Below are 24,407 nucleotides of genomic sequence, written 5' to 3'. Positions count from 1 at the left end.
CATGATGGGCTTAATGTTCAGCATCCATGCGATAAGGTTCAGGCGATACTGAAGGCGTGCGCTCCAGGATCAGGTCAACCATCAGTTGTGCCGAGGCAGGGCCCATTACCAGGCCGTAACGGAAATGCCCGGCATTGATGCTTAAGTTGGTAATCTCAGGATGCCGGTCTATATAAGGTATACCATGCTCTGTTCCGGGTCTTAGTCCTGCCCAGTGGTGAATGACCGGGCAGTTTTTAAGCGTAGGGAATAGCCGAATCGCAAATTCACGCAGTTGGGCATTAACTTCAGGTGACGTAGCTTTGTTGTAATCATCATGCTCGACGGTGCTGCCCGCCAGAATTTTGCCGTCGAGTCGCGGAATCAGATATTGATCGCCATCCAGGACAATGTAAGGCAAGCATTGCGGCGGCGCGTCAAAAACCAGCATTTGGCCTTTAACCGGAAAAATTTGGGGCGACGTGGCATTCTGCCCGCTAAAAAATTGCTCAAACACATCGCCCGTCCAGGCGCCCGTCGCAATGATCAATTGATTAACAGCCCGTTTGCCGTCTGTGGTTTCAATCGAAGAGATTGTTTGTCCGTTGATAGCAACCGATTTTAACGCTGTCTGCTCGATCAATTGCACGCCCTTGTTGATCAGGTCGGCTTTTAACGACTTGACCAGTCGCGGATTGCGGGCATTGGCAATACCGGGAAGCCAGAGCGGGTTGAGCGGCTGAGTCTCAAAAGGCGCCAGTAAAGCATCGCTTGCAGGGCTATTAGACAGGTTGTTTGCCTTGCACCAGTTATCCGCAAGGGTAATGTCGGGGTTTTTGGTAATTAAAAGCCCGCAGGGGTTCCATTCAGGGTCGACGGGCGTTTCGGCCTTGAGCTCTGCTGCTAGGCTGGGATAAAGCTTCAGGCTTTGCAGTACCAGGCGATTGATAGGGTCAGGTTGATACCAGGGATATAAAGGCAGCAAAATACCGCCACCCGCCCATGAGGATTCCTGTCCTATCTGATTTTTTTCAATGAGGGTTACCGATGCGCCGGCTTTGTTGAATTCGCGGGCTGTCAGTAAACCTATAATGCCGCCGCCGATAATCGTAATGTCTGAGGTTTGCGTCATGTCAACGTAAAAAAGATCTGAACTGTGCGCAATGCGCGGGCTGTGATGGCCTGCGATTATACCTTGTTGTGCATCAAAGCGTAGCCCGTTTGTGGCGGGTGTGGAGCGCAAGGTCATCGAAGCTCTGCACCCGCTCTTACAATAATATATATCGATTTATCGTGACGGTCTTAACGTAACGGTATTGTCCCAAAGTTACCCGGATTTCGCTGTCGCTGCATCCAGGCTACTTGTTTGTTGTGGCGGAAATGAGATTTTAACGGGTTAATTTTCAGGCAAGGGATGTCCTGAAATAGTGCCGGAATTTAATTCGCAAGGCTTGTTGCTTTTTTTAAACAAAGCAGGAGTCACGTTAGGATTGTATTGTACTGGCATGATTTTAAAGAAAAAAACGAGCAGAAAAAAATAATTATAAAACCTGTAAGGAACTTGTAAGGATGGCTTTTAGCTGCTATCATTGCCCTCGTGAAAAAGGTGTTGTTGTTTTAAGGCAAAAACCATATAACAAAAATAATCTCTTGAGGGGGAATCGATGAAATTGAAAAAAACTCAAATCGCGCTGGGTCTGGCCACAGCGACATTATCCATGGCGGGCGCCCTAGTTTCTCCGCAAGCGGTTGCTGATGCAAAAGTGGAAGCACTGGAAGCGCAAGTTAATCAAATGTCCGAAATGCTGCAACAAATGCAAAACGAATTGAGCCGCGTCCGTGACGCCGCCAGCCGTTCAGCAGCGGATACCGCGAAAGTTCAGGAATTGGATGAATGGGCAGCTTCTGTTAAGGCGAATCCGGCTTCTGCTGCAGAGAAAGATCATTTGTTCGCGGTTCGCGGCGGTTGGCAACGGTTTAATAATACTCGTGGTTCTTCTGCAGGTCTTGCAAATTCAGGTATTGGCGAGGATATTCTGACCAGTCCTACTGATGAAGATGCTTTCTATATTGGTGGCGCAATTGATTTCAACATGAATAATGACTTGTTCGGTTTGATGGACGACACCTCATTTGGAATCGAATTAGGCGTTGAATATTCTGAATTGGGCGATAGAAAACATAACGGACTTCAAAATGTGATTGTTGGCGCACCCGTTAACTTGCTGCAGAATGTAACTGTCAACATGTTAAGAATCAGCGCAGCACCAAAAATCAAATTCATGCACGGCAGCAAATTCAGACCGTGGTTGATTCCAGCCGGTTTGGATATCAATATAATCAGCCCGCCATCTGATGCGGTTACCGTATTAAATACCGGCATGCAGTTTGGTGGTGGTGTGGATTATGATTTATTCAGAGGTATCGTTCTGGGCGCCGATGTGCGTTATCACGAATCGTTTGATAATGTTGACGGGGTTGATACCGACGGCTTCTCATTGGGTGGTTCTGTAGGTTTCAAGTTCTAAGTTTTAAAACTTAACGAAACCCCAAAAAGGAGGGCGTCAAACCCCTCCTTTTTTTATGAGTAAAAATCAGGCATTGATCCTGGCACTGTTCGCGTTACCGTGAAAGTCAGCCTGGCAGATGGGTAGGGTGGATAAGCGATAGCGCATCCACCGTTAACGGCTTTGGCGGATGCGGCTGTCGCCTTATCCGGCCTACAACGGTCTTTATTTGCCGGGGTGATGCCAAGCCGGGGCAGTTGTTGAAACTAAATCAACGCCATCCATGGCTTCCGGATTTCGGCAATCCCTGCCGGGACGAGCCCCGCTATTAACGCAAACAGTGCCTTGATAATCGGGTCAATTTTAGAGAGCGCTTGAATCCTAAAAGAGATCGATTTGAAACCATTAAACCCAACTGATACATGAAGACTTTATATCCGGCCATTGAACCGTTCCATACCTTTTACCTGGAAACCCAATCCCAGCACACTGTTTATGTGGAGCAATGCGGTAACCCTCAAGGGGTACCGGTTGTTTTTTTGCACGGTGGGCCCTGTTCTGGATGTAAGCCGGATCACCGGCGGTTTTTTGATCCTGAGCTTTATCATATCGTTTTGTTTGACCAGCGCGGCTGTGGCCGCTCCTTGCCTTTTGGCGAGCTGGAAGCCAACAACACGGCGGATTTGATCAATGACATGGAGTTGATTCGCAGGCGGCTGGGCATCCCACAATGGGTTTTGTTTGCCGGTTCCTGGGGCGGAACATTGGGTTTGCTGTATGCTCAGGCGCATCTCGAAGCGGTAAGCGCTATGATCATTCGCGGCGTCTTTCTTGCGCGTCAGCGTGATCTGGAGTGGTTCGCTAAAGACGGTGCCGGCCGTATTTATCCCGAGCAATGGCTACGTCTGGTTTCCAGTTTGCCGAATGCATCGGGTGATCATTTAATTCAGCAGTTGAACGAGGCGCTTTGGGGCGATGATGAACTGACCCGCTTGCGCGCCGCCAAAGAATGGATGGCCTGGGGCGGTCAGGTGGCGTTGGGGAACGATTTTCGGCCGTCTATTCAACAAACAGCCGATACGCTGACGTTGATCAAACAAGCCCGGATGGAAATTCATTACGCGGTTAATCGGTACTTTATCGAAGAAAATCAGATTCTTGATAACTGCGCGGCATTACGCGATATTCCCACCGTCATTATTCATGGCCGCTATGATCTGGTTTGTCCGGTCGAGGCGGCTTTGCAATTACAGGAAGCATTGCCCGGGGCGGAGCTGGTGATATTGCCCAATGGCGGACACATTGCGCAAGGCGAGGAAATGGTCGATGCATTAATCAATTCGACTGATAAAATAGCCGGGCGTTTAGCTTAGGATTTCGTTATAAACAACATAAACAACTTCCCCCTTTGAAAAAGGGGGATCGAGGGGGATTTATTAAAAAAAACTCTCCTAACCCCTCGGCAACTGCTCCTGCGTTGCTCTGCCTTCTGCATCCATGAAGTTGTCTTTGTCAAAGAGGGGGGGTAATCACCAAGCGATTCGGAACAAGCCGAATTTCGGGAAATTATTTAGGATCCTATCCTTAATCTGATCCATATAAATTTTTATGACTTCGATTACCCGGATTTCGCTGCGCTGCATCCAGGCTACTTAACTACTTTAAACTAACCCGATTTAACCGCCATTAATGACAAAAATAAAACGATTGGTAATAGGCATGACCGGTGCAACAGGCGCTGTTTATGGCGTCAGAATGCTGCAGGTTCTTAAAGAGCAAGCGGACTGGGAAACCCATTTGGTGATTTCTTCAGCCGGTTTGATCAACTTGAAGCATGAACTGGATATGTCCCGCAAGATGCTCTATGAATTGGCGGATGTGACGCACGAAGTGAATGATGTGGCGGCGACAATCGCCAGCGGTGGTTTTAAAACCGAAGGCATGATCATTGCCCCTTGTTCGATGAAAACCCTGGCTGCCGTTGCGCATGGTTTTGGCGATAACCTGATTTCCCGTGCGGCCGATGTCGTATTAAAAGAACGCCGCCGCCTGGTTATCATGCCCAGAGAGACGCCGCTCAATTTGGCGCATATCCGAAATATGGGCAGTGTCACTGAAATGGGCGGCATCATTTATCCGCCCATGCCGGCTTTTTATAACAAAGCCAACTCGATTGAGGCCATGGTTAACGACGGCGTCGGGCGCGTGCTGGCGATGTTCGGTGTCGAAGCAGAAGGGCTTTATACGCCTTGGGAAGGGTTGTGAATTGTCTCGGAGAATCTGGTTCAACAATCCAATGATAAATTTTCCTCGCTAAGGCGCTAGAGCGACAGCCTTGGTACAATAGCGCATCTGTTTATAAATCATATAAAACCCGGGAGTAGTCCATGATCCGTTTTCCAGCTGAATGGGAACCGCAATCCGCCGTCATTATCGCGTGGCCGCATCACAGTGGCGATTTCACTGATTTGTCTTCAGTTGAAGCGGCGTATCGTTTTATTGCGACCACCATCAGCCGTTTTCAGCCACTGATCATCATTTGCAAAGATGCCGAACATCAAGAAAATATTCTGACTGAATTGGCCGCTAATCAGGCTATTCATTTTATTCAGGCTGACTACAACGATATCTGGGTCAGGGATACGGTTTTTTTGAGCTTGGAATGGCAGCATTCCAAGGCTACGCTGCAGTTGGTTAATTTTGTTTTTAACGGCTGGGGCAATAAATATCCGCATGCTGCCGATGATGCCTTGAATCTGGCGTTGTTTGCCCATCCTTTTTTCAAAGGCCATCCTACGGCTACCGTGAGTTTTGTGCTGGAAGGCGGCAGTGTGGAGTCGGACGGGCAAGGCACCGTGATGACGACCAAAAACTGTTTGTTCAATCCCAACCGCAATCCCAATTTGTCGCAAGATGCAATCGCCAGCCAAGTGCAAAACTACTTGGGGGCAACGCGCATTTTGTGGGTTGAGCAGGATAATCTGGCCGGGGACGATACCGATGCTCATATTGATACGCTGGCGCGCTTTTGTGATGCCGGGACTATCGCTTACAGCAGTTGTGACGACAGCGAAGATGCGCATTATCAGAGTCTGAAAAACATGGAAGCGCAGTTGAAATCGTTTAAAACCGAAGCCGGAGAGCCCTATAAGCTGGTTGCCTTGCCCTTGCCTAAAGCCATTAGCGATGAAGAGGGGCAGCGTCTGCCGGCCAATTACTCAAATTTTTTGATTATCAATGGCGCGGTTCTGGTGCCGGTTTATGACGATGCGATGGATGCTGTGGCATTGAAGCGTCTGGCAACTTGCTTCCCTGACCGGGAAATCATCGCAGTCCCTTGCCGTCCCTTGGTGCATCAATACGGCAGCCTACATTGTGCCAGCATGCAGGTGCCGGCCTTTGTAAAGCTGAATATTAATTCTTGATTAGCAACTTGTTTCAGCTCAATCCATAGGCCCGTCATGCCCGTCCGGAAACGGGCACCCAGTGTTATTGATGGTATGCTACCAGCTATCCGAGAGCTCTGGATTTCGGCAATCCCTGCCGAAATGACGGGCTCGACTACGAATAAAGAGTTACCGTGAAAGTCTGGGTGGCTCGGATAGATAGGGTGGATGCGGCTATCGCCTTATCCGCCCTAAAACGGTCTTTCATTTGCCGGGGTGATGGCAAGCGTTCATGAAAGGTTAGAGCTTAAGCATCCTAATAATATTTAAGCTAAGGCAGGATGCGACTCTAGCGGGGCAAGCCAGTCAAAATGCAAAAATTCTTTTTTTAGAACATAAAAATCTAACATGACCTTGCTGCTTAAATACCTTTCGTTGTGCTTTTTTATCAATAATCCCGCCGAATTAGTGCCGACCAAATCGTTCATGTGGAAAGTGGTTTGGTTCTACCTGATTTCCGGTTTTATTGTCGAGGGGCTGATTTCCGATCCGGCCGACGGGACGCTGGAGGTTTTAATGCGGGCCATTATGGCGTTTTCGTCGATCGCGCTTTTTTTGGTGATGACCAAAAAGTGGCATTATTTTAATCAGCTGTTCACCGCTATTTTTGTGGGTGAAAACGTGATTATGACCTTGGCAATTGCCGCTGAAGCGCTGGATTTTGTAATGGTGATGAACCATTATGAATACCGCGAAGAAATCTCCATCGCCTTGGGTGTGTTGCTGGTCGGATGGTATATCTCCATCGTGGGCTATATTTTTCGGCAGTTTTTTTGGTACAAAATCCCTGTGAGCCTGCTTATTGCGTTTAGCTATTTTGTTTTAACTTACGGCATGCCCATGCTGTTTATGGATATCTAAAGTATCATTCGACTGTCAAAAAAATTTACAACTTTTATGCTTTAGCTCAGCCTAAATATAGGTGGCACTTAATGTATAAGGCATTGAATTATAACTATTAATAAGTATGTCGATCTTTACCCGGTTTTTACAAATATGGATGGGTCTAATTTAAGGCGTAAAAAAATTAATATATATCAATATCTTACTGTTGGCGTGTAATAAAGTTGGGCTGCAATCGAAACGGTAAGAAAAGTGTCAGGATTTTTTGCGATTTCGATATTGATACTACGCAGATAATGAATAAAAATACTTAAAATGCAAATAGATATAAAAATGGCTTAAATATTGCGTCACTATTTGTAAGCTTTAGTGGCTCTTGATGTATCTGATCAAAGCGCTATCGTTAATTTTAATTCATGAGGTTTACTATGACTATTTCTTTACAAAAATCGGTTCTGTCCGCGATAGGCGGATTGGCCTTGTTGTTCAATACCGGCACAGCTTTGAGCGCTTCGTCTGCATCGGCATCTATAGATTGGAGTACGTTTACAATTGCCACGCTTGGTTTGGATGGCTATAGCTTCTCGGACGAATGGACGAACGTTTATGCAGATGCTTGGCCCAATTCAGATTGGAATTGGGCCGATGACTGGATAAGCCCTATCAGCGCTTCGGTACAAGGGGCGAGTGCTGTTGCCGATGCGTCGCAATTGTTTGCCTCAGCTGATTCCTCTGATGGTTTCTCTTATGCTAGTACAACTCGTGGCGCGACTTTTGAAGTTGTCGGTGCCGGCTGGTTATTATTTTCAGCAGACTATGTCATCAGTGCTGCGAAAGACGGTCATCCAGACGATTACGCCGATGCATCTGTGAGTTTTTGGGCTTATATCGATTCTCAAAATGGAGGGGAATCTTCCTCTTCATACTCTTCAGTTTCAGTAGGTGATTGGTTGGGTTCTGCTAATGAGAGCAGCAAGAGCAAAAAGCTGGGTTTAGCTTTACTGGTAAACGAGGGCGACATTATCCATTTTAATGCTTATGCTTCCGCCTATGCCAGCAATGTCCCCGTGCCAGCCGCAGTTTGGTTTTTCGGTTCGGCTCTGGTTGGCTTGATTAGCTATGGTCGGCGTAAAACGACTGGTTAATAATCTAAACGAAGGTAGAGTGTACACTTGCAACACATCGGATGACTTGAACTTCGTTATTTCTCCCTTTTTTCCCAGAACGTTTTTGATATCAACATGGCGTAATGAAAAGAAGGGAGGCCCCATAAAAGTTTTCTTGTGTGTGTAAAAACATAAATGAAAAGTCAGCAAGTATGACTGAGTCATAACCTCTAGCGTTCTTTTATTTTTACTGCTTCAGATACACATCCACTTTGGCAATGGCGTCCAGACTTTGCTGCAGTGCGGCGCAGTGCTTTTTGATCAGTTCAATTTCTTCCGGCTGAGCGCTCATCAAATGGGGCAGCGCGACTTCAACTTCAACCAAGCCGTCCAGATAATGAATCGTAAACGAGTCTATGTCCTCGAAGAATTCGCCCAGAGCGGACTGCAAATGCTTTTGCACTTCAGCGCGTGACAGCAGGTCGGCGGGCGCTTCAATAAATTCGTCGTCTTCAGGGTCGACATGGACCAGGACATCGAGTACATCGTCAAATTCATCGATCAGATTGCGCCGTACCGCATCGCCTATGATATGGCCTTCGGAGACACTGATGCGTGAATCTACAACGATATGGGTATCAATATAAGCATCTTCGCCCATTTGCCGCGTTCTCAGCAGATGAATGCCGCGAACCCCCGGAGTTAACTTGATGACGCGGCGAATCTCGTTGACATAATTTTCAGGTAATGACGTATCTACCAGTTCTTTGATGCTTTGTGTGATCAGGTTGATACCTATTTTGGCTATCATCAAGGCAACAATCATGGCTGCAACCGCATCGGCAAAAGGGTAGCCCAAAATAACTCCGGAAACGCCGATGATGACGACTACCGAGGAAATGGCATCGCTACGGTGGTGCCAGGCATTGGCGAGCAATAACTTGGAGCGGGTCTTACGAGCGGCGCGTTTGGTGTAGTGATACATCCATTCCTTGGAAAATACCGAAAAAGCGGCAATGCCTATGGTTTCCAGTTGCGGTATCAGTAATTTTTCAGGATTGAGTACTCTGTCCAGTGCATCCCAGGCAATGCCCGCAGATATGGCCGCCAATCCCAGTCCAAGAGCAACTGTCGCCATGGTTTCATAACGCCGATGACCGTAGGGATGATCGTGGTCTGCTTCTCTGGCCCCGAAGCGGATGGCGAGTATCACCAAAATATCGCTAGCCAGATCAGAAAGCGAATGAACACCGTCGGCGATCAGGGCGGCGGATTGCCAAATGAGGCCAAAAGCAATTTTAACAATCGACAGCAAGACATTGATGAAGGCGCCTACGATAGTGACGCGCGCTTTCAACGGATCCATATTGACAATATCTGCGGGTTTACTCATTTTTTCCTACTTCAAGCACGATGATGTACACACCTTGATTTTCCTGGGTACTCATGATCGTATGACCGTTAATTCGGCACCAGGCCGGAATGTCCTGCATGACGCCGGGGTCTGTGCACGACACTTCCAATTGGTCGCCGGATTTTAGCTGTTTCACCTTGTCCTGAGTCCGGATGACTGGTAAAGGGCAGAGCAAGCGTTTGGCGTCAAGGCTGTGGCGACTCATATAAACCACTCCTTAGGTAATTGTTCGGCAGTCAGTGGCCGGGTTTTGATGCGACTTTCCTTGCCGTCTTTGGTGCGGATGGCCATTTCAACCTGTTCCTCGTCTTTGCCTTTGCTGTAACGCGCAATTATCGCTGCGGCCAATTCGAGATCGGCGGCGTCCGGACTTCCGTCAATCAAGGCCAAAGGCCCCGTGTGACTGGAACAGTGTAGACTGATAAAGTCATTTTTGTAGCCTTCCATAAACCGTCCTTCGCCTTCTTCTCTGGCAATGATCAGCTTGAAATGCGGTTTAGGACGGATATGGCGCCCGACTTTCAATAACATCACATCGTCGAGTTCATACTCGCGCGCGCCTCGGGCTTGCCATAAGTCCACGAGTTTTTGTGAATAGCTTTTATCGGTAAGAAAACAGCAGCCACCTGCGGGTTGTGCATAGTCTATAAAACCGTACTGTTCGGCCATGGCAATTTGGGGTCTTCGGGTGCGGCCGCCAAAATCATGCAATTTGCTTCTATCGACCCAGCCTTCACGTTCCGGTTTGGTTTCGGGCAGATTCCTTGCAGACAAGGGTCTGAGCAGCAAGTCGTCAGCGCCGGATCTTTCGGCAACCAGTGGCATGGCAAAGCGGCGCTGTGACATCGGTCTTTGTCCTACTACTTCGCCGGTAATGATGAAGTCGAATCCGTTTTCCTCAATCCATTGTTTGGCTTTGTTAACCATGAAGATTTTGCAATCCAGGCAAGGATTCAAGTTTGCGCCGTAGCCATGTTTTGGATTTAACAACACATCTTTGTATTCTTCGATAACATCGACAATATGCAGTTTGATGCCTAATTGTTCGGCCGCCCATAACGCATTATTGCGTTTGGGTTTTGCTTTTTCGTTATCTTTTTTTCTGATGGCATGCGTATGACCTTCCACACAAAATCCGGTAAAGAAATTGATGCCCTCGACATGAATGCCCTGATCAAGGATGGTCTTTGCCGCCAGCATTGAATCCAGGCCGCCTGAAATCAATGCTACCGCTTTTTTGGGTTCGGACATAACGCTCTGAAATGATTAAAAAAATGAACATTATACGCTTGAGGGGGCTTTTCACTGCAACTTCTGATGTTATCACCTAGACTTTAGGCCGTTGAGTCATATTCAATTAGGGGTCGCCGAACGGGCAACCTATCAAGTCAAGATCACAGTTGAAGTGGGGAAATCATGGATATAAAAGACTATTTAAAAGTGCTTGTTAGTAACGACGGTTCCGATTTGTATCTAACGAATGGCGCACCGCCTGCAGCGAAATTTCAGGGTGTGCTGAGGCCGATAGAGAACGTGAAAATGAATGCAGAGCGGCTCAAGGAAATTGCCTACGCTTTGATGGATCAGGAGCAACAAAAGCAGTTTGAGCTGGTTCCAGAAATGAATCTGGCCATATCTGAACCGAATATAGGCCGGTTCCGAATCAATATTTTCAAGCAGCGCAATAGTCTGGCGCTGGTGATCCGGAATATCAAAGTCGATATTCCCAACGCCGATCAACTGGGACTGCCGGAAATCTTGAAAAAAGTCATCATGGAAAAGCGCGGATTGATTCTGTTTGTCGGCGGAACCGGATCAGGAAAATCGACTTCGCTGGCAGCATTGATCGATCATAGAAATGCCAATTCATCCGGTCATATCATTACTATTGAAGATCCGATTGAATACATTCATCCGCATAAAAAAAGTCTGGTCAATCAACGCGAAGTGGGCGTTGATACGCTCAGTTATGAGGACGCTTTAAAAAATACGCTGCGGCAGGCGCCCGATGTCATTCTGATTGGCGAAATCAGAAGCCAGGAAACCATGGAGCATGCGCTTGCATTCGCTGAAACCGGACACTTGTGTTTGTCGACGCTGCACGCCAACAATGCCAATCAGGCATTGGACAGAATCATTAATTTTTTTCCGGAAGAAAGGCGCAATCAGTTGTTGCTGGATTTGTCCATGAACTTGAAAGCTTTTGTCTCGCAGAGACTGGTACCCACCATTGAAGGTAAGCGTACTGCGGCGATAGAGATTTTGCTGGGTACTCAGCTCGTGAAGGATTTGATACACAAAGGCGAAATTCACAGTATCAAAGAAGCGATGGAGAAATCCGAAGCGATAGGGATGCAGACCTTTGATAGCCACTTGTTGAGACTGTTTAAAACGGGGGTTATTTCATTGGAGGAAGCGCTGCAAAATTCCGATTCGCCAAATAACCTCAAATTGAAAATCAATCTCAGTGAGGGTTTGGGTAATTCTTCCAAGCCGGGGCAAGCCGGTGGTGAGTCCAGGCGGCTTGACGGATTGAGTTTACAGGCCAAAGATGAAGATGAAGAGGCCAAGGGTAAGGAATAATCTTAATGCCTCCTGATTATAAACATCAATCAGCTATGTCGAAAATCGTCATCTCGGCAGGGATTGCCGAGATCCAGATGCCATGGATGGCGAGCGCGAACACATCCTTGTGCTCTAGATTCCGGCAATCCCTGCCGGAAAGACGTTGTTGCTGAAGCATCTTTATAATCAGGTAATGTCTTGCACTTAAAGCGTTGGGTTGGCTATCGCCAACCGCAACCTAAAACGGAGCAGCATCACCTTGTTTTGTTGCTCCGCTGCATGGTCATGCGGTGGTAACAACAGCAACGGCTGTGTACAATGCTAGTTTTGATTGATACGGGGCTTTAAGACGTCAATGGGCATTAAATCGGATAAATGGATCCGCCGTATGGCTGAACAATACGGCATGATAGAACCGTTTGAAGCGGGGCAGGTCAGAGATGCCAGTGGCGGCAAGGTGATTTCTTACGGGACATCCAGCTACGGTTACGATGTGCGTTGTTCTGACGAATTCAAGATATTTACCAATATCAATTCTGCAATTGTTGACCCCAAAAACTTCAGCGAAGCCAGTTTTGTTGATGTCAAAGCGGATGTTTGTATCATTCCGCCCAATTCGTTCGCACTGGCGAGAACCGTTGAATTTTTTCGAATTCCCCGTGATGTTCTGACCATTTGCCTGGGTAAATCAACCTACGCTCGCTGCGGAATCATTGTCAATGTAACGCCTTTGGAGCCTGAATGGGAAGGCCATGTGACGCTGGAGTTTTCCAATACGACGCCATTGCCTGCAAAGATTTACGCAAATGAAGGGGTAGCGCAAATGCTGTTTTTTAGCGGCGATGAAGTGTGTGAGACTTCTTACAAGGACAGGGGCGGAAAATATCAAGGCCAGCAAGGCGTGACGCTGCCTAAAGCCTAACTGCAGTTCCGGCTGCGTGGTTTTAGCGGTTTGGTTTGTTGCTCCGCTGATTATTGAAGTTTTTGACTGGGAGCCAGTAAAGATGGCGGCATTTGTATGAAGAAACCTTTGTTATTGAGGTTTTCAATTACTTTTTCCGGGTTTTCCCGCGCCAGTTTGCGCTCTGGCGTCAGTTCCAGTTCCATGACGAATTGCATGGGGCTGACACTTTGAAACAAGGCTTCCGGTAAAGTGGAGAAATCATCTTTTTGAGTCAGATAAAGATAAAGCTGGTCTTTTTTTAAGCTTTTGTAGATGAAGCACCGCATTGAATTGTCCTTTTAGTCTATTGCAACATTTTACCTGATTAGCAAGCTGTTTCAGCTAAATCCAAAAGCTCGTCATGCCCGTCCGGAAACGGGCATCCAGTGCCATGGATGGTAAGCTTCGAGCTATCCATGTAGTCTGGATTTCGGCAATCCCTGCCGAAATGACGCGGTCGGCTGGGGAAAAAGAGTTACAGCTGAAGCATCTTTACAATCAGGACATTTTAAGTCAATTTGGACATGAAACATTAATCCTATCTTTTTACCGGCTTTTTAAGAACACGTTATGACCGATTCGAATAACTCCACGCAATTTTTTAAGACAGCCTGTAATTTTGAAGGATCATTGATTATCGTTGCAGCCGTGTTGGGGTGGCTTGCCGGTATAAACCCTTTCGAACAGCTTTTTTTCTCGGAACAGGCTGTCATGGTCGGTCTGTTGGGAACCGTGCCTTTATTTCTGTTTTTTGTGGGTATGGAACGCGTCAAGCTTGAGTCCATCCTGAAAATCCGTCAGCTTTTATCGGATACCTTGGGCACAAACCTGTACCCTTGTCACTGGACCGACTTGTTTTTTTTGTCAGCCATTGCCGGTTTTTCAGAAGAATTATTATTCAGAGGTCTGATTCAGCCCTGGATGGAAAATGCCTGGGGCGGTTTGATAGGTTTACTGGGCAGTAATATCATTTTCGGCCTTGTTCATGCCGTTACACCTTTATACGCCGTATTGGCAATGCTGGTCGGAATTTATCTGGGGTTGTCGCTGGATTACGGAGATGAACGAAATCTGTTGGGTCCGATGATTATTCATGGTCTTTACGATTTTTTGGCGTTTCTGATGATCATGCGTGCCTATAAACCAAAACCAGAATAGCCTTCGGATCTTATTCAGAAAGCCCGTCGTCAGGAAATAGCATGTTCATATCAGAATCAGATAATCCACTCAAAGCAGATCTCAAAGTACACTGGATCCTGGTGTGGTCGACAGTAATAAGTTTGATCGTAATGCTTGCGGTCTGTGAATTTTACGGCGAGACCTGGCGGCAAGTCATGCAGGAAGATCAGCGGATATTGATTAGAACACTGTTTTACGTGCTGGTCATTATCGGGTTTCCGCTAAACAACCTGCTGCGCCATATCCTGTTAAGGCTCAACCAAACCATGCCCGGCGAAAAAACGGCTAAACAACGTTATTTGTTAACGGTCATGATGTCGCTGCTTTTTGCAGAAACCATAGCGATTCTTGGCGTTGTTATGTACCTCATCGGTGATGACGATAATACCTTGACAATTTTCGCCGTGTTGTCCGGGTTGGCAGTGTTCTTATACCGGCCTAAAGTTGACGAGTATCAGTCTATTATTGACGCGCTCAGGGAAAATAAGGTCACCAAGTAGTTTGTGATCCGCTTGGTTTCATGGGGACGAGTCGGATGTTGGGTTGTCAAACAGCGGCAACCCAAGAATCCAGTATGGCTGTTAGTTATAATTTCGGCCGTAGAAAATTTCAGCCATTTCTTTCTGAAGCCGGTCTTGGATCTCCAGCTTTTGGTGGTGAGAAAACTCGCTTTCTTTTTCAAAAAGATAATTTTCCAGTTCGGTTTCTTTGAGCATCATCTTGGTATGGAATAAATTTTCCTGATACACGTTGACATCGATCATTTGATAATTATTCCGAGTTTCTTCGGAAATGTAATTCTGGATCGAGGTAATGCTATGATCGATATAGTGTTTTTTACCTGAGACATCACGGGTAAAGCCGCGCACCTTGTAGTCCATGATGACGATATCCGATTCGAAACTATGGATCAGATAATTCAACGCTTTAAGCGGTGAAATTCTGCCGCAGGTCGAGACATCAATATCCGCTCTAAAGGTGCTGATGCCATTATTGGGATGGCTTTCAGGGTAAGTATGCACGGTGATGTGACTTTTATCTAAATGCGCCAATACGGTCTCAGGTAAAGGGCCAGGAGATTCTGCATTCATCTCGTCAGAATCGTCGTGGTCCATACCTTCGGAGATCAGCATCGTAACGCTGGCTCCCTGTGGATCGTAATCCTGGTGGGCGATATTCAAAATTTGCGCACCAATAATATCTGCAACGTCTTTTAAAATTTGTGTCAACCGGTCTGCGTTATAAGCTTCGTCGATATAATCGATGTATGCTTTTTGTTTATCGGCAGAAGCATAACAAACATCGTAAATATTAAAGCTGAGCGACTTCGTTAAATTGTTAAAGCCCTGTAATTTTAATTTTTTCAATTATTTAAACCTCTTTTACTTCAAAATCATGGGTTATATCAACCACTTTGCCCAGCATAATGGATGCAGAACAATACTTTTCCGCTGACAATTTGACAGCGCGTTCAACGGCGGCCTCTTTGAGATCCTTGCCGGAAACAACAAAATGTAAATGAATTTTACTGAATACACTGGGAATGGCATCGACACGTTCAGCCGAAACTTCGCAGACACAGTCGACAATATCGTTACGGCCTTTTTGTAAAATTTGCACCACATCGAAAGATGAGCAGCCGCCTACCCCTAAAAGCAGTAATTCCATGGGGCGGGCTCCCATATTGCGGCCGCCATGATCGGCCGGTCCATCAATAACAATGGCATGGCCGCTACCGGTTTCGCCGACAAACATGACGCCGTCAACCCATTTGACTTTTGCTTCCATCAGGTCTCCTCCACCGAAAAAATGCGCATAGATTAACATACTAATTCTTAATTGAAAGATAACCGTAGTTGATTTTTTTTGAAAAATGGGGCACTGTTAACGGATACTTTTTTCGCAACAGTGTTATGGGATGATGAGTTGTTATGACGTATATATCGAACGAACCCGCTTATAAAGAGGCCTTGGCGCCTTTTTTACATTTATGCCACACGAAATCCTATCCATCAAAAGCTACTATCATTCGACCGGGTGACGTTGGCGACAGGCTTTATTTCATCATTGAAGGTTCGGTAAGCATCGGCGTCGAAGACGACGATGGCAGGGAATTAATTCTTGCCTATCTGAATAAACACGATTTTATTGGTGAAATAGGTGTTTTCAAACAAACCGAAGCACGTGAAGTTTCTGTTACAACCCGAACGCCTTGTCGTCTCGCCGAGATTGGCTATGAGCGTTTGCGGCAGGCCTTAAAAAAAGAGCTGCTGGAATTTGCTCCCGCAATTTTGTATATGCTGGGAGAACAATTGGCTTCGCGTTTATTGATTACCAGTCGTAAATTTCGCGATCTGGCTTTTATGGATGTGGAAGGCCGTATCGCTCGTACTTTGCTTGATCTATGCAAAGAACCCGATGCGATGACTCATCCGGACGGCATGCAGTTGCACATTACCCGCCAGGAAATTGGTCGTATCGTTGGCTGTTCTCGCGAAATGGCCGGACGGGTGCTAAAAGAATTAGAAGATAAAGGACTGATTTCTGCCCATGGCAAAACGATAGTGGTATTTGGAACGCGATAGACACGCTCTTTGAGCAATCTTAAACAATCAGTTCTCGGCAGAGTACATTGAATTTTTTGACCCCTTGTTTTTGCGGCTCAGGCTTGGTTTATGAAGCTTGTTGCGGCATTTACCACGCAGGGGAAGCTAAGCCTGCCAGAGCTGAAGTCTTGATGAGAGCTCGGTATAGCGCTTTTGTAACAAAGAATGAAAGCTATCTGTTGTTAACATGGGCCGCCAAAACCCGGCCTAACGTGTTGGATCTTAGCGGCGACCGGACTGTTTGGCAGAAACTTGAAATTATCAGTACCCAGCTGGGGCTAGAGAGCGACCGCGAAGGCTGGGTGGAATTTAAAGCGCATTACCAGCTTGATAGTTCGCCCCATCTAATGCATGAGCGCAGCTATTTTCAATATACATCAGGCGGTTGGTATTATGTCGATGGCGATGTTCGGTTTTTAAAACAGGCCCCTTCTGAAAAACCCGGTAAAAACGCGCCATGTACCTGCGGTAGCGGCAAAAAGTTTAAACGGTGCTGCGGCCGTTAATCCTCTATCAATAGCCACCCACTTTCCTTCATATCAAACCATTCCCTCAGTTAAGGCATCATAAATTTTCCTGGAACTTTGTACACAACATATAAGCAAACAGTAATACAATAGCCGGTTTTAGCGGGTTTGTAATCGTACAAACCGGCGTAACTGCTTTGAATCCGAGGGGGATAGTAAATGGCAGGGGTTTCCGGGGACAAATTTGACGAAGCGGTAAATACTTGGATAGCCATCTGCAATGAGGCTGCTATTCCTCTTCAGGATCAGTTGTACTCCATGATTTGCGCCAGGGCGGAAAATTTCGCTGAACTTTTTTATGACATGATTTTGCAGGATAACCAGACGGCAAAGTTTCTGACACAGGTAGAGGTTCAGCAACGCTTGCATGCCTCGATGGTGGAGTGGCTAAAAGGGGTTTTTGTAGTTTCAAAACCGGATGAAGTCAGAGGCAAGGTCGAGCGGCAATTGCATGTCGGTAAGGTTCACGCACGATTGCAGGTGCCCGTTTCTGTGGTGGCTAAAAGCGCTGGCAAAATGAAACAGGTTATTGCCAGGGATCTTCAAGGTTCGGATCTTCAGAGAAACGAGCTGGCTAAGGTGATATGCCTTGTCTATGAACTGTTCGACCATGCGATTGATATTATGAATGAGGCTTATATCGAAAATTTCGAATCCCAGACACGAAATGATGAGTCTTATCGCCGGTTTGCGGTGGGCCAGAACATTGTGGCTGAGCGTGAACGCCTTAGGGCTTGTCTGCTGGGCTGGGAGCGTGGTTTTTTGTTACACGCGAATCAACCGGAAAATTGCTGCGAAATGCAAAAGATTGGCGCTTCTGAATTTGGCTTGTGGTTTCGGCACAAAGCCATGACGCTGTTTAAGGACGCTACGGAAATTCAGGAAATCACTCTGTTGATTTCAAAAATTGACGACGACTTATTACTGAAAGTGCAACAACGATCAGGTGACGTATCAAAACTGGTCAATGAAATAGACGAAACGGTTGCCGGCATCATGTTTATGTTCAGCTCCATGTTTGACCGTTTTTTGGAAGTGGAAAATGGGCGTGATGATTTGACCCATTTGCTCAACCGCCGGTTTTTACCTTCCGTGTTGAGCCGTGAGATTTCGATGAGCATTAAAACGGGCAATCGTTTCGCTATCATGCTGATTGATCTGGACCATTTTAAACGGGTCAACGATACCTGGGGTCATAGCATAGGCGATACTGTTCTAAAAAAGGCGGCTGATATTATCCGAAATTCACTGAGGATTGGTGATTTTGTGTTTCGTTATGGTGGGGAGGAGATTATGGTCGTATTGGTAGAGGTCAATCAAGAAATCGCCATGAACGTGGCAGAGAACTTACGCACTAAATTTGAGGCGTTTGATTTTAGTGTTAACGGCAACAATATAACCAATCTGACAGTAAGTGTGGGTATCGCATTGCACGAGGGACACCCTGATTATGAACGGCTGATCAATGCGGCGGACGATGCCATGTACCATGCTAAGAAAAACGGGCGCAATCAGTGTGTACTTGCAAAGACCGATTAGTGGTGTCCAGGCGATGACAAAACCGTTCACCCTTTGACGGAATTGAGTGTGAACGGTGTTTTTGGGTAATCAACTGAATTATAACTCTTGCGTCTAAGAATAGCGCTTGATCAGTTTCTGTTCGGTTTTTAGTTCGTAATACTTAATCAGTAATAATGCGAATAAACCGGCAATCGACCACAGATAGCAGGTTTCAGCCAAATCTTTGCGCGGGATTTTCTCTGAATAACGAATGGGCTTGTTCTCCAGTTCCCCTATCGCTTTAATGGCCTCTTGTAGCGCCTGAGGATTTTCGGCTTCAAATGACCGGTAAGGAATCCCCATGGACTGAAAATACTGGTGCAAAAAATATTCCGGCGTTGTCGACTCGTTGACATTGGCGGGTTTGGCATCCAGGCCTGCGCTGTCCTTGTTACGCAGGTACACCCAGTACAACATGACCCGATTTTGATGAAACAGCTGGGTCAGCGTGGTTTGGGTGTCGATGTCAATTTTTGCCGCACCGTCAGACACCAGCAGGATGACGCGGGAACCGGTCACCGGTATGCCGGTAAAATAGCTCAAAGCCATATAAAGCCCTGGGGCGATGTTGGTAACGCCTCGCCCTCTGGTTTTAGTCGCCCTGATTGCCGCCAGAATGGCTTCTTTATCCTGAGTGAGCGGCAACACATGAATGGGAGCGGTGCTGAACGAGATCATGCCGAAAAAGTCGTCTTGGCGCTGCAAGACAAACTCGCTGAGCAGTTGTCTTGCCATCGCGACTTTGCTTTCGCTGGCTCCGCCGCCGAAATAGCGTCCTGCGAAGTTCTCGTTCATGCTGGCGCTGCGGTCCAGCAAAATAACAATTTGAGCGCCTTTGCCCATACGCTCGACCGTTTGTTCCTTTTGATAGGGCTTGGTCAGGCTGACAACCAAAAGCAGCATGACGAGGGCTGTCAGCAGTTTTACGCCGTTAGAAAACAGGAACGATAAGCCATCAAAAGGCAGAATGCTCAGGCTTGAATAACGTAGTGCTTTAGCCTGACTGGCAAAAAAAGGTACGAGGGCCAGTGGTAAAAGCAGCAGCGCCCATGGGTATGTTAAGCCTATATCCAACGCCTGCTCCTCTCCAGTTTGCGGTACAGCAGACATAATTCCTCGATTTTCTCGACAGCAATCATGGTTTTGGTATCCGGATGGCTTGAAAAAAACAGCCGCTCGGAAGCCTGGAAAAAAATGCCGGTGCGGTCTTGAAGCGGTTTGAATTGAGGGAAACGGTTGAAAAATTCGGGCAGTTGCGCTGCAAATACGGTTTCACCGGCTAATTGATTCAGTGCCCGGTGAAAGCATTGCATGGCTTTTTGACTGGTTTCCTGTGACGGGGGTAGTTTTTTTAATTTTTTCAGATCCCGGCAGGCTTGGCCGAAGGCACCGGAATAGCGCTCTAAAAACGGAATCTTGCCGTAAAACCAAACGATATATAGCAAGATAATCGCTGCACAGGTCCACAATAACGTGAGTCTCAGCGCATGCTGGTCCGGGCTGATAAGTACCGCTGATAATTCCGGTTCGGGTTGAATCTGGGCATCGGCTTTTGATTTAGGCAGCAGCGGGCTATAACCGAACGTCCAGGCCGGAATATGTTCAGTTTCTGATGTCCCGGTATGTGAAAAGCGGATGGGCAAGGCGGGAATGGTCAGTTCAGTTGCCGAATCAACACTTTTAAACACCTGATAGGTCAACGCCAGGGCATAATCAAAACCTGATTGCGCATCCAAAAGCTCGACAGAATCCAGTTTCAACCAGTCATTCAAAGGTCCGGGATTGGGTAGAAATCCCGTTTCCAGTTGATAAAACAAGGGTGTTTTGATATGGGTTTTCAACGTGATTTTGTCTCCCAGCGAATAGCCATAGGCCCGAGGCGCTTCCAGTTCCACGATAATACGGGATGATTCGGAGGAGGCAGCGCTGCCAGTCATCAGTAAAACGAAGAAAACCAGCCAGCTCAGCAAATTATTGTTCATAAAAATAGCGTGTCATCTGGTCTGCCTCAAAGGCATCATGGAGATAAAAAGGCTGCCGACCGTAACGAATGAACAGATGCTTGAGCTGTTCACGTTGGGCATTGAAAGCCTGGATGATTTTCTTTTTAAGGCCTGGGCGCATCAGCAGTGTTTTTTCGCGTCCTGTTTCAGGGTCCGATAGGGTGAATAAGCCCCATTCCGGCAATTGCTCATATTCATCGGGATGCCACATAACGACAGGAATAACATCATGTTTCAGTAATGAGTCGAAAAGCGTTGCAATATCCTGTAACGGATAGTGAAAATCGGAAACCAGAAAAATCAGGGAGCGGTGGCGAGGACAGTATTCCTGAACAGCAAGCAGACCTTTTGCGTTGGTTGATGCCGGACGGTAATGCCTGAGGCTTTCAGTCAGTTCCGTTGTGCCGCCTTTGTACCAGCGAGGCGGCAGATAAAATTCAGGAATAATATCTTCCCCGCAGCCCATAAAGCCAAAATGATCGCCGCTACGGAACGCTGAATAAGCGGCCTGCTCGGTGAATTTGGCCAGCGTTGCCATTTTGTTCTGAAAACCCATGGACGCGGATAAATCGGCGATGACAGTGACGTTAATCACGCTGCGTTGCCGGAATGTTTTGACCACAAATTGCTGAAACGGATCGAGCAGGCTGGCATGCACATCGATATTATGTGCTTCCGGTCTTGAAATCAGCGGAGCATGGCCCTGAAAGTCATGTTCTCCGCCGCTGTGCTGGCCGGGATGGCGGCCCGGATGAGCGCTGCTGGTCCGCCAGGGAATCTGATAGTGAAATTCTTCAATCATGCGGGGCAATCAGGGCGCAGCAATCTGCTGCAGAATTTTTTTGCTGAGCTGTTCGGCAATGTGCGTTCTGCGCAGTTCATAGGTGGGATTAAAGAAAATTCGGTGCGCCATTGCTTCGTGAAAAATATCTCTGATATCTTCAGGCAATACATGATTGCGGTTGTTTAACCAGGCCGTAACCCGTGCTGCGCGCATTAACATGGCTGCGCCTCTGGCACTGGCGCCGGCGAGAATCAGCCTGTCCATATCGACATTGTCTATCGAAATGCCAAAGGCTTTTGGATCGCGCGTTGCCTGCCATAATTCCAATGCATAATTCTGCAGCGTTCCGCTGGCTTGAATCTGATGCTGTATCGCTTGCCCAATTCCGTTGAGTTCTCGGTAGGGCAGAATGCCCGCATCGATGGTTTCAATCAGATGGTCGACATCGTAAAACTTGGGGTTGAACATCAACTCTTTTTGCAAATCCGAATTTTGAGGTGTTTCGATCCGCAATTCCAGCATGAACCGGTCGCGTGCTGCCGAGGGTATTTCGAATGTTTCGTCTTTTTCGACTCGGTTGCGGTCGGCAAAAACTTGTAAGTGCGGAAAATAATATTCCCGGTTAAATGCAGTGACCGATTTCTCTGCCATTACTCGCAGCAACAATGAATGGACTTGAGGGCGGGCGCGATTGACCTCGTTAAAAAAGAACGTGGCAAGATGTTCGCCGTGTTTAAGAATCGGGCCAGGATCAACCTGTGGCTTACCCAGTTCGTTGATATAGGTGTGATAGACCAGATCATTGGGCATCAGGTCGATAGTACCTTCGATGCGCTCGTAAGCGCCGCCTATGCCTCTTGCAACCGCCCGCAGCAGCGTCGTTTTGCCCACGCCCACATCACCTTCCAGCATCACATGCCCCCGCGAAAAAACGGCCGTGGTGATCAATCGCACCGGTCTTTCCAGTCCAACCACTACAGAATTGATCGCTTTTTCAAAAACTTGAGCACGCTGTTGCCAATCGGCTAAGTGCTGGTCTGTCATAGATCTGTCCGAAGAATAAAGAGAGCGAAATTAATCTGTTAAGGCATCGCTTGTCAACCTTGTTTAAGTCTTTGCCCCGCGATAGCTCAATGAAACCAAGCGCAGCGCCAAATAAGTTTGAAAAAGGCAAGTTGAAAGGTTTTTGAAAGAATGTGTCGATACACTACTAAGCGTAAAAATAGGCAGGCTTAACCGGTTTTGGCTCGTGGTTAATCCGGTTGCCGTTGAACTTTAAAACGATAGGCATTTTGGTCACTATTTAACGGAAAGGCAGATATGGTCATTTCAACACACTTAAAACTTGCTTTTGTATTGGTCTTCGGGATTCTCATGGTCATGATGCCTGATGTGGCTTATTCCCTGGTGGAATCAACCATAGTGGGGCTGTTCGAATTGCTTGAGTTTACGCTGGATGAAATTATCGAACATTTTTTTCATACCAGCCGGCATACGACTCAGATCATCGTGTTTTACATCATGATGGGCTTGTTTATTTTTATTGCGTACCGTGTTTTGATTTATTCAAAGAGGCTTTATTTCGATTTGAAACGTGAGTTTCCTGATTGGTGGATTCAACAAAAAGAGCGGATCCTTGTGCATTGGTTATCGCTTTCTATAGGAAAAAAATTAAAAATGATTTCAGGATGCACGCTGGGTGTCGCATGCGTTGCCGTATTGGTGCTATAGCCTCTTAAGCGCTGGCGTATCGGCTTGATAGGCCTGTTTTTTAAGGTATGCGGCAGAATTAGCCGATATGATAGTGTTTGTTAAAAGAGCTAAGGAGGCAAAAAGTGAAAATAGGTATTATTGGAATGGGTCACGTCGGTTCTGCGCTTGCCTATGCTTTGGTGTTGAAAGGGCTGTGTAATCATCTGGTCTTGGTCAGCCGCGATGAATCGAAGGCGCGAGGCGATGCTTTGGATCTGGAACATACTCTGGCATTTTGCGAAAGACCGATGATCATTGAGGGAACAACACTGGAATATGTGGTTGATTGTGACATTGTGGTCATCACTGTTTCCGCAGTAATGACGGCCAAGATGAAGTCACGCATGGATCTGGCTGAGGCCAACATTCCCATTTTCAGGAAGATTATCCCCGCAATAACGGTTGCAAACCCTAACGCTATTTTGATGATTATCACCAATCCTGTGGATGTGATGACTTATCTGGCCGCTCAACTATCGCCATTGCCTCATTCCAAAGTCATGGGCGTCGGAACCCTGGTTGACTCGGCGCGATTCAGAACGCTGTTGTCAAAAGCCGAACAAATTCATCCGGATGATTTGCGGGCATACATACTCGGCGAGCACGGTCCGTCTCAATTTCCGGTATTCAGTCATGCTTTGGCAGGCGGAGAGCCTATTGAAGATAATTCCGAGCACAGGCTGATCTATGAAGAAGTCAGTAAAGCCGGATTCGAGGTCTACGGGCTAAAAGGCTACACAAATTATGCAATTGCGACCGCTGCCTGCACGGTGATTCAGGCAATTGTATACGATGAGCATCGCACCATGCCGTTAAGCACTTGTTTTAACGAGTGGCAGGGTATTCAGGACAATTGTTTTAGCATCCCTGTCGTCGTTGGCAGGGCCGGTATCATCCGGTATTTGCAACCGGAAATGAATTTACAGGAAAAGGCGTCTTTAAACGAAGTTGCCAGAGTTATTAAACAAAGTATTACCGGTCTGCTGGAATCCTCGTCAAATTCCGGCTCGCTATAGCAGCACAATTCCCCGATTGAGGATAAGAGGGAGGGGTCTAATTTTTTCGGGGATGTCGGCAGCAAGGATGCTGACGCCAAGCCCCAATGGATGGGTTTACGGCGTTTCTCGCAAGGCTTAGGCCGTCTCTCAAAGCTACAAAAAGATCAAACAGGGAGTTCTATAGCCTCCATCATT

General features: G+C 47.0%; 27 protein-coding genes. 15 read left to right on the top strand and 12 right to left on the bottom strand.

Annotation, left to right across the window (positions count from 1 at the left end; all coding sequences use genetic code 11):
• Nucleotides 1-10: 10 nt before the first annotated feature.
• Nucleotides 11-1,228 carry a glycine oxidase ThiO gene (gene thiO / locus Q7V32_RS11765; RefSeq protein WP_370691460.1) on the bottom strand — a complete coding sequence of 406 codons (1,218 nt, stop codon included), beginning with the start codon at nt 1,226-1,228 and terminating at the stop codon, nt 11-13.
• A 415-nt stretch (nt 1,229-1,643) separates the two neighbouring features.
• Between thiO and Q7V32_RS11760 the strand changes: the two genes are divergently transcribed.
• From Q7V32_RS11760 to Q7V32_RS11735, 6 genes are all read left to right on the top strand, one after another.
• Nucleotides 1,644-2,507, top strand: a complete 864-nt coding sequence (locus Q7V32_RS11760) for a hypothetical protein (RefSeq protein ID WP_304897168.1) — start codon at nt 1,644-1,646, stop codon at nt 2,505-2,507.
• A 401-nt stretch (nt 2,508-2,908) separates the two neighbouring features.
• On the top strand, nt 2,909-3,859 hold the full coding sequence (pip, locus tag Q7V32_RS11755; protein WP_304897167.1) for a prolyl aminopeptidase: 951 nt from the start codon (nt 2,909-2,911) through the stop codon (nt 3,857-3,859).
• Nucleotides 3,860-4,175: 316 nt separating this feature from the next.
• Nucleotides 4,176-4,751: a UbiX family flavin prenyltransferase gene (locus Q7V32_RS11750; RefSeq protein WP_304897166.1), complete on the top strand. Its 576-nt coding sequence runs from the start codon at nt 4,176-4,178 to the stop codon at nt 4,749-4,751.
• Nucleotides 4,752-4,873: 122 nt separating this feature from the next.
• Nucleotides 4,874-5,911 (top strand): agmatine/peptidylarginine deiminase, encoded by a 1,038-nt coding sequence (locus Q7V32_RS11745; RefSeq protein ID WP_304897165.1) that lies wholly within the window; start codon nt 4,874-4,876, stop codon nt 5,909-5,911.
• A 369-nt stretch (nt 5,912-6,280) separates the two neighbouring features.
• The gene (locus Q7V32_RS11740; protein WP_304897164.1) at nt 6,281-6,793 is read left to right on the top strand and encodes a hypothetical protein; all 513 of its coding nucleotides are present in this window, start codon (nt 6,281-6,283) and stop codon (nt 6,791-6,793) included.
• Nucleotides 6,794-7,203: 410 nt separating this feature from the next.
• Nucleotides 7,204-7,920 (top strand): hypothetical protein, encoded by a 717-nt coding sequence (locus tag Q7V32_RS11735; protein WP_304897163.1) that lies wholly within the window; start codon nt 7,204-7,206, stop codon nt 7,918-7,920.
• Nucleotides 7,921-8,128: 208 nt separating this feature from the next.
• Here the strand turns inward: Q7V32_RS11735 and Q7V32_RS11730 are convergent, their stop codons facing one another.
• From Q7V32_RS11730 to Q7V32_RS11720, 3 genes are read right to left on the bottom strand one after another with little or no spacing between them, the layout of a single operon-like run.
• A complete protein-coding gene (locus Q7V32_RS11730) occupies nt 8,129-9,274 on the bottom strand; it encodes a cation diffusion facilitator family transporter (protein WP_304897162.1) in 1,146 nt (381 codons plus the stop codon).
• Nucleotides 9,267-9,500, bottom strand: a complete 234-nt coding sequence (locus tag Q7V32_RS11725) for a sulfurtransferase TusA family protein (protein ID WP_304897161.1) — start codon at nt 9,498-9,500, stop codon at nt 9,267-9,269. The genes Q7V32_RS11730 and Q7V32_RS11725 overlap by 8 nt, the downstream gene beginning before the upstream one ends.
• Entirely contained in the window at nt 9,497-10,546 is a 1,050-nt protein-coding gene (locus tag Q7V32_RS11720) for a tRNA (5-methylaminomethyl-2-thiouridylate)-methyltransferase (RefSeq protein WP_304897160.1), read from the bottom strand. The genes Q7V32_RS11725 and Q7V32_RS11720 overlap by 4 nt, the downstream gene beginning before the upstream one ends.
• Before the next feature lie 165 nt (nt 10,547-10,711).
• Between Q7V32_RS11720 and Q7V32_RS11715 the strand changes: the two genes are divergently transcribed.
• A complete protein-coding gene (locus tag Q7V32_RS11715; protein ID WP_304897159.1) occupies nt 10,712-11,878 on the top strand; it encodes a PilT/PilU family type 4a pilus ATPase in 1,167 nt (388 codons plus the stop codon).
• Between the two features lie 25 nt (nt 11,879-11,903).
• Here Q7V32_RS11715 and Q7V32_RS11710 read toward each other — a convergent pair whose 3' ends face one another.
• Nucleotides 11,904-12,038: a hypothetical protein gene (locus Q7V32_RS11710; protein ID WP_304897158.1), complete on the bottom strand. Its 135-nt coding sequence runs from the start codon at nt 12,036-12,038 to the stop codon at nt 11,904-11,906.
• 177 nt (nt 12,039-12,215) lie between these two features.
• Here Q7V32_RS11710 and dcd point away from each other — a divergent pair, with 177 nt between their 5' ends.
• Nucleotides 12,216-12,782, top strand: coding sequence for a dCTP deaminase (dcd, locus tag Q7V32_RS11705; RefSeq protein ID WP_159657468.1), 567 nt, complete (start codon nt 12,216-12,218; stop codon nt 12,780-12,782).
• Between the two features lie 50 nt (nt 12,783-12,832).
• Here dcd and Q7V32_RS11700 read toward each other — a convergent pair whose 3' ends face one another.
• A complete protein-coding gene (locus Q7V32_RS11700) occupies nt 12,833-13,090 on the bottom strand; it encodes a YcgL domain-containing protein (RefSeq protein ID WP_304897157.1) in 258 nt (85 codons plus the stop codon).
• A 283-nt stretch (nt 13,091-13,373) separates the two neighbouring features.
• On the opposite strand from Q7V32_RS11700, the gene Q7V32_RS11695 reads away from it, so the two are divergent.
• Together Q7V32_RS11695 and Q7V32_RS11690 are read left to right on the top strand one after the other, a co-directional pair.
• Nucleotides 13,374-13,961, top strand: coding sequence for a CPBP family intramembrane glutamic endopeptidase (locus tag Q7V32_RS11695; RefSeq protein ID WP_304897156.1), 588 nt, complete (start codon nt 13,374-13,376; stop codon nt 13,959-13,961).
• Between the two features lie 41 nt (nt 13,962-14,002).
• On the top strand, nt 14,003-14,482 hold the full coding sequence (locus Q7V32_RS11690; RefSeq protein ID WP_304897155.1) for a hypothetical protein: 480 nt from the start codon (nt 14,003-14,005) through the stop codon (nt 14,480-14,482).
• Between the two features lie 81 nt (nt 14,483-14,563).
• Here Q7V32_RS11690 and speD read toward each other — a convergent pair whose 3' ends face one another.
• Both speD and Q7V32_RS11680 read right to left on the bottom strand, forming a co-directional pair.
• Nucleotides 14,564-15,349, bottom strand: coding sequence for an adenosylmethionine decarboxylase (gene speD, locus Q7V32_RS11685; RefSeq protein ID WP_304897154.1), 786 nt, complete (start codon nt 15,347-15,349; stop codon nt 14,564-14,566).
• Nucleotides 15,350-15,353: 4 nt separating this feature from the next.
• Entirely contained in the window at nt 15,354-15,770 is a 417-nt protein-coding gene (locus tag Q7V32_RS11680) for an OsmC family protein (protein WP_304897153.1), read from the bottom strand.
• A 143-nt stretch (nt 15,771-15,913) separates the two neighbouring features.
• Here Q7V32_RS11680 and crp point away from each other — a divergent pair, with 143 nt between their 5' ends.
• From crp to Q7V32_RS11665, 3 genes are all read left to right on the top strand, one after another.
• Nucleotides 15,914-16,567 carry a cAMP-activated global transcriptional regulator CRP gene (crp, locus tag Q7V32_RS11675; protein WP_159657480.1) on the top strand — a complete coding sequence of 218 codons (654 nt, stop codon included), beginning with the start codon at nt 15,914-15,916 and terminating at the stop codon, nt 16,565-16,567.
• Nucleotides 16,568-16,614: 47 nt separating this feature from the next.
• Nucleotides 16,615-17,094: a YchJ family protein gene (locus Q7V32_RS11670; protein WP_304897152.1), complete on the top strand. Its 480-nt coding sequence runs from the start codon at nt 16,615-16,617 to the stop codon at nt 17,092-17,094.
• Nucleotides 17,095-17,274: 180 nt separating this feature from the next.
• Complete coding sequence (locus Q7V32_RS11665; RefSeq protein WP_304897151.1) at nt 17,275-18,654, top strand: GGDEF domain-containing protein; 1,380 nt, start codon at nt 17,275-17,277, stop codon at nt 18,652-18,654.
• A 93-nt stretch (nt 18,655-18,747) separates the two neighbouring features.
• Here Q7V32_RS11665 and Q7V32_RS11660 read toward each other — a convergent pair whose 3' ends face one another.
• The 4 genes from Q7V32_RS11660 to Q7V32_RS11645 are packed head-to-tail and all read right to left on the bottom strand — an operon-like array spanning nt 18,748 to nt 22,506.
• Nucleotides 18,748-19,785, bottom strand: a complete 1,038-nt coding sequence (locus Q7V32_RS11660; RefSeq protein ID WP_304897150.1) for a vWA domain-containing protein — start codon at nt 19,783-19,785, stop codon at nt 18,748-18,750.
• Nucleotides 19,740-20,657, bottom strand: a complete 918-nt coding sequence (locus Q7V32_RS11655) for a hypothetical protein (protein WP_304897149.1) — start codon at nt 20,655-20,657, stop codon at nt 19,740-19,742. Before Q7V32_RS11655 ends, Q7V32_RS11660 begins: the two co-directional genes overlap by 46 nt.
• The gene (locus Q7V32_RS11650) at nt 20,647-21,480 is read right to left on the bottom strand and encodes a DUF58 domain-containing protein (protein ID WP_304897148.1); all 834 of its coding nucleotides are present in this window, start codon (nt 21,478-21,480) and stop codon (nt 20,647-20,649) included. The genes Q7V32_RS11655 and Q7V32_RS11650 overlap by 11 nt, the downstream gene beginning before the upstream one ends.
• 9 nt (nt 21,481-21,489) lie before the next feature.
• Nucleotides 21,490-22,506 (bottom strand): MoxR family ATPase, encoded by a 1,017-nt coding sequence (locus tag Q7V32_RS11645; protein ID WP_304897147.1) that lies wholly within the window; start codon nt 22,504-22,506, stop codon nt 21,490-21,492.
• A gap of 276 nt (nt 22,507-22,782) precedes the next feature.
• On the opposite strand from Q7V32_RS11645, the gene Q7V32_RS11640 reads away from it, so the two are divergent.
• Both Q7V32_RS11640 and Q7V32_RS11635 read left to right on the top strand, forming a co-directional pair.
• Nucleotides 22,783-23,193 carry a hypothetical protein gene (locus Q7V32_RS11640; RefSeq protein WP_304897146.1) on the top strand — a complete coding sequence of 137 codons (411 nt, stop codon included), beginning with the start codon at nt 22,783-22,785 and terminating at the stop codon, nt 23,191-23,193.
• 104 nt (nt 23,194-23,297) lie between these two features.
• Entirely contained in the window at nt 23,298-24,230 is a 933-nt protein-coding gene (locus Q7V32_RS11635) for a malate dehydrogenase (RefSeq protein ID WP_304897145.1), read from the top strand.
• The last annotated feature ends 177 nt before the right edge of the window (nt 24,231-24,407 follow it).

The organism is Methylicorpusculum sp. (assembly GCF_030651835.1).
Classification (GTDB): Bacteria; Pseudomonadota; Gammaproteobacteria; order Methylococcales; family Methylomonadaceae; genus Methylicorpusculum.
This window is presented reverse-complemented; position numbering and strand designations above follow the sequence as displayed.

Excerpts from the sequence above, each read along its gene's own strand:
- Q7V32_RS11690 (WP_304897155.1), top strand. The coding sequence starts at position 14,003 with ATGTTCATATCAGAATCAGATAATCCACTCAAAGCAGATCTCAAAGTA.
- Q7V32_RS11695 (WP_304897156.1), top strand. The coding sequence starts at position 13,374 with ATGACCGATTCGAATAACTCCACGCAATTTTTTAAGACAGCCTGTAAT.
- pip (WP_304897167.1), top strand. The coding sequence starts at position 2,909 with ATGAAGACTTTATATCCGGCCATTGAACCGTTCCATACCTTTTACCTG.
- Q7V32_RS11655 (WP_304897149.1), bottom strand. The coding sequence starts at position 20,657 with ATGAACAATAATTTGCTGAGCTGGCTGGTTTTCTTCGTTTTACTGATG.
- thiO (WP_370691460.1), bottom strand. The coding sequence starts at position 1,228 with ATGACCTTGCGCTCCACACCCGCCACAAACGGGCTACGCTTTGATGCA.
- Q7V32_RS11710 (WP_304897158.1), bottom strand. The coding sequence starts at position 12,038 with ATGCTTCAGCAACAACGTCTTTCCGGCAGGGATTGCCGGAATCTAGAG.
- Q7V32_RS11665 (WP_304897151.1), top strand. The coding sequence starts at position 17,275 with ATGGCAGGGGTTTCCGGGGACAAATTTGACGAAGCGGTAAATACTTGG.
- Q7V32_RS11740 (WP_304897164.1), top strand. The coding sequence starts at position 6,281 with ATGACCTTGCTGCTTAAATACCTTTCGTTGTGCTTTTTTATCAATAAT.
- Q7V32_RS11760 (WP_304897168.1), top strand. The coding sequence starts at position 1,644 with ATGAAATTGAAAAAAACTCAAATCGCGCTGGGTCTGGCCACAGCGACA.
- Q7V32_RS11745 (WP_304897165.1), top strand. The coding sequence starts at position 4,874 with ATGATCCGTTTTCCAGCTGAATGGGAACCGCAATCCGCCGTCATTATC.
- Q7V32_RS11650 (WP_304897148.1), bottom strand. The coding sequence starts at position 21,480 with ATGATTGAAGAATTTCACTATCAGATTCCCTGGCGGACCAGCAGCGCT.
- dcd (WP_159657468.1), top strand. The coding sequence starts at position 12,216 with ATGGGCATTAAATCGGATAAATGGATCCGCCGTATGGCTGAACAATAC.
- Q7V32_RS11720 (WP_304897160.1), bottom strand. The coding sequence starts at position 10,546 with ATGTCCGAACCCAAAAAAGCGGTAGCATTGATTTCAGGCGGCCTGGAT.
- Q7V32_RS11660 (WP_304897150.1), bottom strand. The coding sequence starts at position 19,785 with ATGTCTGCTGTACCGCAAACTGGAGAGGAGCAGGCGTTGGATATAGGC.
- Q7V32_RS11680 (WP_304897153.1), bottom strand. The coding sequence starts at position 15,770 with ATGGAAGCAAAAGTCAAATGGGTTGACGGCGTCATGTTTGTCGGCGAA.
- Q7V32_RS11750 (WP_304897166.1), top strand. The coding sequence starts at position 4,176 with ATGACAAAAATAAAACGATTGGTAATAGGCATGACCGGTGCAACAGGC.
- Q7V32_RS11735 (WP_304897163.1), top strand. The coding sequence starts at position 7,204 with ATGACTATTTCTTTACAAAAATCGGTTCTGTCCGCGATAGGCGGATTG.
- Q7V32_RS11715 (WP_304897159.1), top strand. The coding sequence starts at position 10,712 with ATGGATATAAAAGACTATTTAAAAGTGCTTGTTAGTAACGACGGTTCC.
- Q7V32_RS11700 (WP_304897157.1), bottom strand. The coding sequence starts at position 13,090 with ATGCGGTGCTTCATCTACAAAAGCTTAAAAAAAGACCAGCTTTATCTT.
- Q7V32_RS11640 (WP_304897146.1), top strand. The coding sequence starts at position 22,783 with ATGGTCATTTCAACACACTTAAAACTTGCTTTTGTATTGGTCTTCGGG.
- Q7V32_RS11725 (WP_304897161.1), bottom strand. The coding sequence starts at position 9,500 with ATGAGTCGCCACAGCCTTGACGCCAAACGCTTGCTCTGCCCTTTACCA.
- crp (WP_159657480.1), top strand. The coding sequence starts at position 15,914 with ATGACGTATATATCGAACGAACCCGCTTATAAAGAGGCCTTGGCGCCT.
- Q7V32_RS11730 (WP_304897162.1), bottom strand. The coding sequence starts at position 9,274 with ATGAGTAAACCCGCAGATATTGTCAATATGGATCCGTTGAAAGCGCGC.
- Q7V32_RS11645 (WP_304897147.1), bottom strand. The coding sequence starts at position 22,506 with ATGACAGACCAGCACTTAGCCGATTGGCAACAGCGTGCTCAAGTTTTT.